Annotated in this window: 13 protein-coding genes; 7 read left to right on the top strand and 6 right to left on the bottom strand. The window is 67.2% G+C overall.

The genetic code is table 11. The features are described from left to right. Positions 1–318 precede the first annotated feature (318 nt). Complete coding sequence (locus JZ792_RS40050; RefSeq protein WP_216918104.1) at positions 319–810, top strand: SixA phosphatase family protein; 492 nt, start codon at positions 319–321, stop codon at positions 808–810. A gap of 30 nt (positions 811–840) precedes the next feature. On the opposite strand, the gene JZ792_RS40045 is transcribed toward JZ792_RS40050, so the two are convergent. Further along, the gene (locus tag JZ792_RS40045) at positions 841–1,044 is read right to left on the bottom strand and encodes a hypothetical protein (RefSeq protein ID WP_216918103.1); all 204 of its coding nucleotides are present in this window, start codon (positions 1,042–1,044) and stop codon (positions 841–843) included. A gap of 99 nt (positions 1,045–1,143) precedes the next feature. Between JZ792_RS40045 and JZ792_RS40040 the strand changes: the two genes are divergently transcribed. From JZ792_RS40040 to JZ792_RS40030, 3 genes are all read left to right on the top strand, one after another. Beyond that, positions 1,144–1,512 (top strand): VOC family protein, encoded by a 369-nt coding sequence (locus tag JZ792_RS40040; RefSeq protein ID WP_216918102.1) that lies wholly within the window; start codon positions 1,144–1,146, stop codon positions 1,510–1,512. Positions 1,513–1,637: 125 nt separating this feature from the next. Next, on the top strand, positions 1,638–2,084 hold the full coding sequence (locus tag JZ792_RS40035) for a MerR family transcriptional regulator (protein ID WP_308165639.1): 447 nt from the start codon (positions 1,638–1,640) through the stop codon (positions 2,082–2,084). Next, positions 2,081–3,100, top strand: coding sequence for an aldo/keto reductase (locus JZ792_RS40030; protein ID WP_216918101.1), 1,020 nt, complete (start codon positions 2,081–2,083; stop codon positions 3,098–3,100). The genes JZ792_RS40035 and JZ792_RS40030 overlap by 4 nt, the downstream gene beginning before the upstream one ends. A 132-nt stretch (positions 3,101–3,232) precedes the next feature. Here the strand turns inward: JZ792_RS40030 and JZ792_RS40025 are convergent, their stop codons facing one another. Then, the gene (locus JZ792_RS40025) at positions 3,233–3,604 is read right to left on the bottom strand and encodes a hypothetical protein (protein WP_216918100.1); all 372 of its coding nucleotides are present in this window, start codon (positions 3,602–3,604) and stop codon (positions 3,233–3,235) included. Positions 3,605–3,721: 117 nt separating this feature from the next. On the opposite strand from JZ792_RS40025, the gene JZ792_RS40020 reads away from it, so the two are divergent. Together JZ792_RS40020 and JZ792_RS40015 are read left to right on the top strand one after the other, a co-directional pair. Further along, a complete protein-coding gene (locus JZ792_RS40020; RefSeq protein ID WP_216918099.1) occupies positions 3,722–4,519 on the top strand; it encodes a GNAT family N-acetyltransferase in 798 nt (265 codons plus the stop codon). Between the two features lie 22 nt (positions 4,520–4,541). Then, positions 4,542–5,531, top strand: coding sequence for a pirin family protein (locus tag JZ792_RS40015; RefSeq protein ID WP_216918098.1), 990 nt, complete (start codon positions 4,542–4,544; stop codon positions 5,529–5,531). Positions 5,532–5,582: 51 nt separating this feature from the next. Here JZ792_RS40015 and JZ792_RS40010 read toward each other — a convergent pair whose 3' ends face one another. The 3 genes from JZ792_RS40010 to JZ792_RS40000 all read right to left on the bottom strand — a co-directional run bounded on the left by JZ792_RS40010 (position 5,583) and on the right by JZ792_RS40000 (position 6,831). Next, a complete protein-coding gene (locus JZ792_RS40010; RefSeq protein ID WP_216918097.1) occupies positions 5,583–6,062 on the bottom strand; it encodes an SRPBCC family protein in 480 nt (159 codons plus the stop codon). After that, complete coding sequence (locus JZ792_RS40005; protein ID WP_216918096.1) at positions 6,059–6,391, bottom strand: ArsR/SmtB family transcription factor; 333 nt, start codon at positions 6,389–6,391, stop codon at positions 6,059–6,061. The genes JZ792_RS40010 and JZ792_RS40005 overlap by 4 nt, the downstream gene beginning before the upstream one ends. Positions 6,392–6,459: 68 nt before the next feature. Beyond that, on the bottom strand, positions 6,460–6,831 hold the full coding sequence (locus tag JZ792_RS40000; protein WP_254191032.1) for a VOC family protein: 372 nt from the start codon (positions 6,829–6,831) through the stop codon (positions 6,460–6,462). Between the two features lie 76 nt (positions 6,832–6,907). On the opposite strand from JZ792_RS40000, the gene JZ792_RS39995 reads away from it, so the two are divergent. Next, the gene (locus JZ792_RS39995) at positions 6,908–7,366 is read left to right on the top strand and encodes a MarR family winged helix-turn-helix transcriptional regulator (RefSeq protein WP_216918095.1); all 459 of its coding nucleotides are present in this window, start codon (positions 6,908–6,910) and stop codon (positions 7,364–7,366) included. Positions 7,367–7,375: 9 nt separating this feature from the next. On the opposite strand, the gene JZ792_RS39990 is transcribed toward JZ792_RS39995, so the two are convergent. Then, positions 7,376–8,227 carry a helix-turn-helix transcriptional regulator gene (locus JZ792_RS39990; RefSeq protein WP_216918105.1) on the bottom strand — a complete coding sequence of 284 codons (852 nt, stop codon included), beginning with the start codon at positions 8,225–8,227 and terminating at the stop codon, positions 7,376–7,378. Positions 8,228–8,245 lie beyond the last annotated feature (18 nt).

Here is an 8,245-nt window from a genome sequence, read left to right as displayed (position 1 = left end):
GCGAAATCAGGCTGGTCCGGTGTCGGGCGAATGCAATCGACCGGGCACTCGGAGACGCAGCTGGCGTCGTTGCAACAACGCTGCGTGATTACGTAGGCCATATTTGCAGATCCTCGAAAATGTGCGTGGGCAGTGTGCCACCCTGGGGTTGAGGTGGACGGCGGTGTCACGGTGTAGCGGATAAGCGTATGTGACGCCGCTTTCAGTGTGCCTCGAGAGTGGCGTACGCCTCTCGGCGGAGTGCCTACCTCGCTATCTCAGCAGGCCCGACCCGCGTCGATCCACACCTCACCGGTGGTACGTCTTACTGTATTCGGCATGGTTCGGACCTTGATCCTCATGAGGCACGGCAAGTCCGCCTACCCGGACGGCGTCGGTGATCACGAACGCCCGCTGGCGCCGCGCGGACTGCGAGAAGCCGGGCTGGCGGGGCACTGGCTGCGTGAGACGCAGCCGCCGATCGACGCGGTCCGCTGCTCCACCGCCACCCGCACCCGCGAAACCCTGGCCGCGACCGGAGTCACCGCCCCCGTCGTGTTCGAACCGGGCATCTACGAGGCCTCCCCTCGATCGCTCATCGAGTTGATCCAGCTCAGCGATGACGACGTGTCGACGCTGCTGGTGATCGGGCACGCCCCCGGCATGCCGTGGACGGCGTGGGAGCTGGCGGGTAACCGCGACTCCATCCCGGCGATCGAACTGAGCCGGAAATTTCCCACCTCGGCGCTGGCGGTCCTCGAATTCGACCGGCCGTGGGCGCAGCTCGACCCGGGTGCGGGCGATCTGGTGCGGTTCCACATTCCCCGCTGAGCACGTCGCCACCTCCGCCCTCGCGCGGTCTCAGCGCGTGAGTTTGCCGCCGACCACCACGACCGCCCCGAGGACGATCAGCAGCACGAACGCGGCGAACCCCCCGACGAGCCACCACACCAGTCCGAGCGCGATGACGAACGGCGCCACCGCGATCGCGGCGATCACCGGGCTTTCCTTGACCGTCGCCCAGGCCGAACGGGCCCTGATCCGGTCGATGTCCTTACCTGCCATGCCACCAGGGTAGGCCCGAAATCGCCGGATGGGCCGGGCATACGCGGTTCGTGCCGTGGCCGCCGCTTCGATGTCGGTACCCGGTGGGATGCTGTGGCGATGGACTGGAAAATCGAGCTCGTCGCCATCCCGGTCACCGACGTCGACCGGGCCAAGGATTTCTACACCGGCATCGGTTTCAACGCCGATCACGACCACAGCCCCACCGATGACATCCGTTTCGTCCAGCTGACACCGCCGGGTTCGGGGTGCTCGATCTGCATCGGCCGCGGCATCACGCAGGCCGCACCGGGCAGCGTGGAGGGCATGCAGGTCGTCGTCGCCAGTGCCGAACAGGCCTACCAGCAACTGCTCGCTGCCGGGGTGGCGGCGACGCCGGTGAAGGACGAGGGCTGGGGCCTGTTCACCTATTTCAGCGATCCCGACGGCAACAAGTGGTCGGTCCAGGAATTGCCGAAATACAGCTGAGTCCGCGTGCCCGGCCGCGCGGCCGGGCATGTCGCGGGAACATCCGCCGTCGCGCGTTGTTGCCCTTGCTTGGAGTGCACTCCAGGTGGCTACCGTTGGTCGTGTTCGACGGGAAGGGCGAGGCAGTGGGCGAAACCGCAGCGGTGGACCGAACCGAGGCCGTGGATCGGGTGCGACCGCGCTATTCGATCGGTGAGGTCTCCGAGCGGTCGGGACTGAGCCGCGACACCCTGCGGTGGTACGAGCGGATCGGGCTGATGGATTACATCGGCCGCGATCACACCGGCCGACGGCGCTTCAGCGACCGGGACCTGGAATGGCTGGCGCTGATCGGGCGCTTGCGCACCACCGGAATGTCGGTCGCCGACATGGTCCGCTACGCGGAACTGGTGCGCGCCGGGGACTCCACCCTCCCGGAGCGGCTGGAGATGTTCCGCCGCACCCGCGCCGAGGTCCTCGCCAAGATCGAAGAACTTCGTCGGACCGTGGACGTGCTGGATTACAAGATCGAGATCTACGAAGGCGGTTCCGGCACGCCCGCCACGCACATCAGCGAAGGGATCAAGGTATGACAGCGACGGGAAGTCTTCCGACGGCACCATTGGGCGCGAGCGGTATCGACGTCGGTATCCAGGGCCTGGGTTGCATGGGGATGAGCGAGTTCTACGGCCCCTCCGACCTCACCGAATCACGGGCCACGCTGGAACTGGCGCTGGAATCGGGCGTCACCCTGTTCGACACCGCCGACGTCTACGGCTCCGGTCACAACGAGGAATTCCTCAGTGATTTCGTGCGAGCGAACCGGGACCGCGTGGTCCTCGCCACCAAATTCGCGATCGTCCGCAAAGCCGACGATCCGGCCTTTCGCGGTATCGAGAACTCACCGGACTACATTCGGGCCGCCGTCGACGCCAGCCTGCGCCGCTTGGGCATCGACACCATCGATCTCTACTACATGCACCGGCGCGATCCCCGGGTTCCGATCGAGGAATCGGTGGGCGCCATGGCCGAACTCGTCGCGCAGGGCAAAGTCCGCGCCTTGGGCCTGTCCGAGGTGACCGGTCCGGAACTGCGGGCGGCGCACGCCGTGCATCCCATCGCCGCACTCCAGTCGGAATGGTCGCTGTTCTCCCGCGACGTCGAGCGCACCGCGGTCCCCGCAGCCGCCGAACTCGGCGTCACCTTCGTGCCCTACTCACCGCTCGGCCGCGGTTTCCTCACCGGATCGTTCGCCGCCGCGGACGAATTGGCCGACAAGAACGATTTCCGTCGGGCCATGCCACGATTCTCGGGCTCGAACGCCACCGCCAACGCCGAACTGCTCGCCCCGCTGCGCGCCATCGCCGACGCCCGCGGCGTCTCGCTGGCACAGGTGGCGCTGGCCTGGGTGCATTCCCGCGCGGACGCGCACGGCGTGCCCGTCGTCCCGATTCCCGGCACCCGCAGCCGAATCAGGTTGGCCGAGAACACCGCCGCGGCTACCCTCGCGCTGACCGCCGACGAACTGGCCTCCCTCGAACCGATCGCCGACCGGGTCGCCGGACCTCGCTACGCGGATATGACGTTCACCTCCGCCGGTCGCGAATAGCGTTTCGCCGGAGTGGTTCTCGCACACGGTCCGCGGTAGATCGCGAGTCGGTCACCGGCTTTCAGGCGTCGGTCGAGACCGTCCGCCGTCGAAGGACGGTCGCGTCGAAAGCACCCGCTTCCGATTCGGCCGTCAGCCGACGACGACCGACACCGCGAGTTGCCGTGTCGCGTCGTCGACTTCGGGAATTCGGCATCCCAGCGCGACGATGTGATCGACCAGCGCCTGTTCGGGCGAGATGCCGTACTTGCGCAGGTTGTAGGGCACCGCGCCGGGCCAGACGAACGTGCCGTCGGTGTGGAAGTTCATCGGGACATCGCGGTCGGCGGGTGCGAACTCGTCGACGTCGAAACTGCGGGCGCTGAGGACGACCGGGGCGTGTTCGAGGTAGGCGAGCACGTCGGCGGCGATATCGGGAGGCAGCGGAGACCGCTCGAGGATCGGACGACCGGCGGAGTCTCGGCCGTCGATGGCGGGCGACAGGCGTGGTTGCGCGGTGCTCACCCCCGGAAATTTACCCTTTCGCGGATCGGCCGCGCGAGCGTCGGTCCGGAGCCGCCGCGTCGGACCACGGTCCGCTTGGTCGATCACGACGGGTGTGCGGCAACTACCATCGCGAGAGTGAATGGTGAACGGGTCTGGATCGACAAGCAGACGCCCTCGGCCCAGAAAGCACTGATCGCCGTCGCGATCGAGGTGCACACGGCGGGCGCGGCGGCGGGGCTGGACCGGCGCGTGATCGAACTGGTCAACGTGCGGGTCTCCCAGCTCAACGGCTGTGTCTACTGCCTGGGAGTGCATCACCGGTCCGCGCTCGCCGCGGGGGCCACCGAACAGGAACTGGCCGTGCTGCCCGCCTGGCGGCGCGGTGGTCCGTTCAGCTCGTTCGACCGTGCCGTGCTGGCGCTCGCGGAACTCACCGCGACCCTGCCCGACGAAGCGACGATGGACCGCGAATACGCCCGCGCTCGCGAACACCTGACCGACGATCAGGTGTCCGTCGTCGTCTGGGCGGCCACGGTCATCGGCGCTTTCAACCGTGTATCGATCATGAGCGGGCACCCGCTGCCCGCTCGGAAGGAGAAGAAGACGATGACCGAGCCCATTGCCGAGAACAAGGTCGCCGAGAACAAGGTCGCCGACAATCCCGGGAAGCACCGCTACGAGGTGTTCCACGGCGGCGCGCTGGCCGGGTTCGCCGAATACGTCGAGCGCGACGACGTCACCGATTTCATCCACACCGAGATCGACGACGCCTTCGGCGGCAAGGGCCTCGGCAAGGTTCTCGCCCAGCAGGCGCTCGAGGACGTCGTCGCCCGCGGCCGCGTCATCGAGGCGCACTGCCCGTTCATCCGCGCCTACCTGGACAAGCATCCGGAATTCGACGCGCACGTCCTCGGCAAGGGCATCCAGCGGTGACGACCGTCGCCGGGGCGCGCGGATGAGCGACCTGGAACCGTGCCCGGACGAGGCCGTGTGCGAACCCGCGCCGGGTCCGGGTCCGGTCACCGATTTGTATCCGGCGCGCGAGGTGCCGTTGGGCGGGGTACGCGGTGTCTTCGTCGAGCGGGTGCTGCCGCAGCGGGATCTGCCGACGGTCGGCGCGTGGTGTTTCTTCGACCATTTCGGCTCGCCCACGGTCACCAAGACCGACGCGCCGCCCGATATCGACCCGCATCCGCATATCGGCCTGCAAACGGTGACCTGGCCGTTCGTCGGGCAGATCCGGCATCGCGATTCGGTGGGCTCCGATGTCGAGATCCATCCCGGCCAGCTGAATCTGATGACCTCCGGTCGCGGCGTCGCGCATTCGGAGTACTACTCCGCCGACGCGCCCGCCGGGCACGGTCTGCAACTGTGGATCGCCCTGCCCGGTGACAGCACCGGGATCGACGCGCATTTCGAACAGCATCGCGACCTGCCGGTCCACGAAGTTCCCGGCCTGCGCGCCACGGTACTGATCGGCACGCTGGCCGGACAGACCTCGCCCGCACGGGCTTACACCCCGATCGTCGGCGCCGACGTCGTGCTCGAACCCGGGGCCGAAGTGACCCTGCCGTTGGAATACGCGTTCGAATACGCGCTCATGCTGGTCGAGGGTGATGTGCGAGCCGCCGGAATCGATCTCGCGCCGGGGCCGCTGCTGTATCTGGGTAACGAACGCGCCGAATTGCGCATGGAATCCACCTCGGGCGCGCATTTCCTGCTGATCGGCGGCGAGCCGTTCCGGGAGGAACTGGTGATGTGGTGGAATTTCGTCGCGCGCAGCCACGAGGAGATCGTGGCCGCCCGAAACGATTGGGAGAACCACGATCTCGACCGTTTCCCGGATATCGCGGGCCATACGCCAGAGCAGCGCATTCCCGCCCCGCCGCTGCCGGGATTACATCTGAAACCACGCAGACGCCGGGTCGGCACCGCTCACGACTGACGGTTCCGGCCCCGGCGCACGAGTGCGCGCGGGGCCGGTTCCCGTCGTGTCTCAGCCCTTCGCGAGCAGGGCGTCCAGCGCGCGGTAGCTCTCGTTGAGTCCGGATTCCATGCCCGACTGCAACATTCCGTCGCGCTCCTGCGGGGTGTGGTACTGGCTGACCGTCACCACCTTGGTTCGGCCGTCGCCGAGGTCGATGAAACTGACGTCATCGATGGCGACGTGGCCGGGCATGCCGTCCCATTCGAAGCTCTGCACGATGCGCTCCTGCGGTGTGATCTCACGGAAGCGCCCCTCGAAGCCGTGGGTCTCGCCCTCGGAGTGCTCGACGAAGCGATAGTGGCCGCCCTTGCGGAATTCCCAACGCTCCACGTCGACCCGGTTGCCGCGCCCCCACCATTGGACGAGTTGTTCGATGCGGGCGTAGGCGGCCCACACGCGTTCGCGGGGTGCGTCGAAAACCCGCTCGACATGGATTTCGCGCTCCACGGGAGTGGTGATCGTGGCATCGGTTGTCGTCTGTGTGCTCATTCGTGTGGCTCCGTTCGCTCGAGGAATTCACCGAGACGGTCCATTCGGGCTTCCACCATGCGCCGATATCCCTGCAACCACGCCGTTTCGCGGTCGAGGAAATTCGCGCCGAGCCTGCAATATCGAGTCCGGCCACGCTTCTCCGTCACGACCATGCCCGCTTCCTCCAGCAGCCGAATATGTTTCTTGACGCCGGTCAGGGTCATCTCGAAACGTTCGGCCAGTGCGCTGACGGTCGCCGGGCCGCGGCCGAGGTGTTCGAGGATCCCACGCCGGGTGGGATCCGCGAGTGCGCCGAACGAGGCGTCCAGGAAGTCATACTGAACCATCAGGTTCAGTATTGCGGCCCGACAGCGCGATGTCAACGGACGCCGCGCGCAGCGGACCCGACCCGCCGCTACGGAACCACCGTGAAGAACTCGTAACTGTGCCCCTCCGGCGACCGCACATACACGCCGCGACCACCATCGAACCGATCGACGGCCCGATCCCACCCTCCGGTCGGCCCCGAGCCGTACGGCACATCGGGCAGACATTCCAGCCGACGCAACACCGCATCGAAGGTGTCGTCGTCGACGAGGAAACCGAAATGACCGGGTTCGACAGCGCCGCGATCATCGAAATCGAAGGTGAGGTCGGCATTGACGCGAACCGGAACGAACGGGCCCGCCGGTTCGCCGACGGAAACGCCGAGCAAATCCGCGAAGAAGGTGGCCGCCGCCACCCGGTCGACAGCCGGAACAATCGTGTGATTCAGGACGATCGTCATGCGCACCTCCGATTCATATGCGATACGCATACAAATATACATGCGGATCACACCCGAATCGCGATATTCTTCTCCCATGACCGCACAACCGGACGATCCCGCAGACGGAGGGCCCGCACTGTTTCGTGTTATCCGTTTCTGGTCGCGGCGCTGGATCAACCGCACGTCGGCCGACCTGCCCGACGAACTCCGGCACGCCCTGTCCGTGCAGGTCGTGGAGGCCGTCGCCGCGGCTTCGGGGGAATCGACGGAGGCGACCGTGAGCGCCGTCGCGCACCAACTCGGCCTCGACCACTCCGGGGCGAGCCGGATGGTCCGCGACGCCACCGCGGCCGGATACCTGCGCAGAAGCGAATCGAGTCTCGACCGTCGCCGGACCGTGCTGCATCTGACCGTTCGAGGCGAAGAACTGCTCGGCGAGGCCCGCGACTGGCAGCGCCGGACCTTCACCGAACTGACCGCGGACTGGAGCCTCCGCGACCGTCGGCGATTCGCCGGTTACCTGCGACGCCTGAGCGACGACATGCGGCCGTGACGCCGGTTTCTATCCGTCCTGAGCGGGCGTCAGCGTCTGCGTGCCGATAACGCGCAGCAGCGCCAATTTGTCCGCCGCGTCGGTACCCGGACGCGGCAGGTAGACCAGCAGTCGCTGCGCGGCATTCGGCGTGAGCAGGGTTTCGCACACCGTCTCGACGAGACCGACGGCGGGATGCCGGATACGTTTGGTATCCGAAAGCCGCACCGCCACTTCGTGTTCGTTCCACAACAGCTCGAATTCCGCACTCCCCGCCCGCAGTGCGCCGATGAATTCGATGACGTCGGCGTCGGCGGCCCGGCGGGCGGCGGTGGCGCGCAGATCCGCGACATGACTGCGGCCGAGCCGATCCCAGTCCTCCTCGGGGAACAGGGCGCGCCCCGCCGGATCGGTGAACCAGCGCCAGGCGTAGAAGCGATCGAGGCCGCGGCGCTCGCCGTGATCGCCGACCAGCAGGCTGTGCATCCGGTTCTGCACCAGCACCTCACCGAGATCGGTGATCACCGTGGCGGGAGTGTCGTCCAATTTGGCGAGCATGTGCAGAATCCCCGGACCGACATGTTTGTCACCGAGCCCGCGACCGGGCGCGCCGTGACCGCACAGGTGATAGAGGTGGTCGCGTTCGTCGTTGCTGAACCGCAGCGCGCGGGCCAGCGACGCCAGCACCTGGGTGGAGGGCCGCGGACCGCGCGACTGCTCGAGCCGCGTGTAGTAATCCGTCGACATGCCGGCCAGCAACGCCACCTCGTCGCGCCGCAGCCCCGGGGTCCGACGGCGCACGCCGGGCGGCAGCCCGACATCGGCGGGCGTCAGCTGCTCACGTCGACGGCGCAGGAAATCGGCCAATCCGGGTCGGTCCATACCTCCACTGTCCCCGCC

The sequence above is a fragment of the Nocardia noduli genome (assembly GCF_019038455.1).
GTDB classification, from domain to species: domain Bacteria; phylum Actinomycetota; class Actinomycetes; order Mycobacteriales; family Mycobacteriaceae; genus Nocardia; species Nocardia noduli.
This window is presented reverse-complemented; position numbering and strand designations above follow the sequence as displayed.

Coding starts and splice junctions, on each gene's coding strand:
- JZ792_RS40050 (WP_216918104.1), top strand. CDS start 319: ATGGTTCGGACCTTGATCCTCATGAGGCACGGCAAGTCCGCCTACCCG.
- JZ792_RS40045 (WP_216918103.1), bottom strand. CDS start 1,044: ATGGCAGGTAAGGACATCGACCGGATCAGGGCCCGTTCGGCCTGGGCG.
- JZ792_RS40040 (WP_216918102.1), top strand. CDS start 1,144: ATGGACTGGAAAATCGAGCTCGTCGCCATCCCGGTCACCGACGTCGAC.
- JZ792_RS40030 (WP_216918101.1), top strand. CDS start 2,081: ATGACAGCGACGGGAAGTCTTCCGACGGCACCATTGGGCGCGAGCGGT.
- JZ792_RS40015 (WP_216918098.1), top strand. CDS start 4,542: ATGAGCGACCTGGAACCGTGCCCGGACGAGGCCGTGTGCGAACCCGCG.
- JZ792_RS40010 (WP_216918097.1), bottom strand. CDS start 6,062: ATGAGCACACAGACGACAACCGATGCCACGATCACCACTCCCGTGGAG.
- JZ792_RS40005 (WP_216918096.1), bottom strand. CDS start 6,391: ATGGTTCAGTATGACTTCCTGGACGCCTCGTTCGGCGCACTCGCGGAT.
- JZ792_RS40000 (WP_254191032.1), bottom strand. CDS start 6,831: ATGACGATCGTCCTGAATCACACGATTGTTCCGGCTGTCGACCGGGTG.
- JZ792_RS39995 (WP_216918095.1), top strand. CDS start 6,908: ATGACCGCACAACCGGACGATCCCGCAGACGGAGGGCCCGCACTGTTT.
- JZ792_RS39990 (WP_216918105.1), bottom strand. CDS start 8,227: ATGGACCGACCCGGATTGGCCGATTTCCTGCGCCGTCGACGTGAGCAG.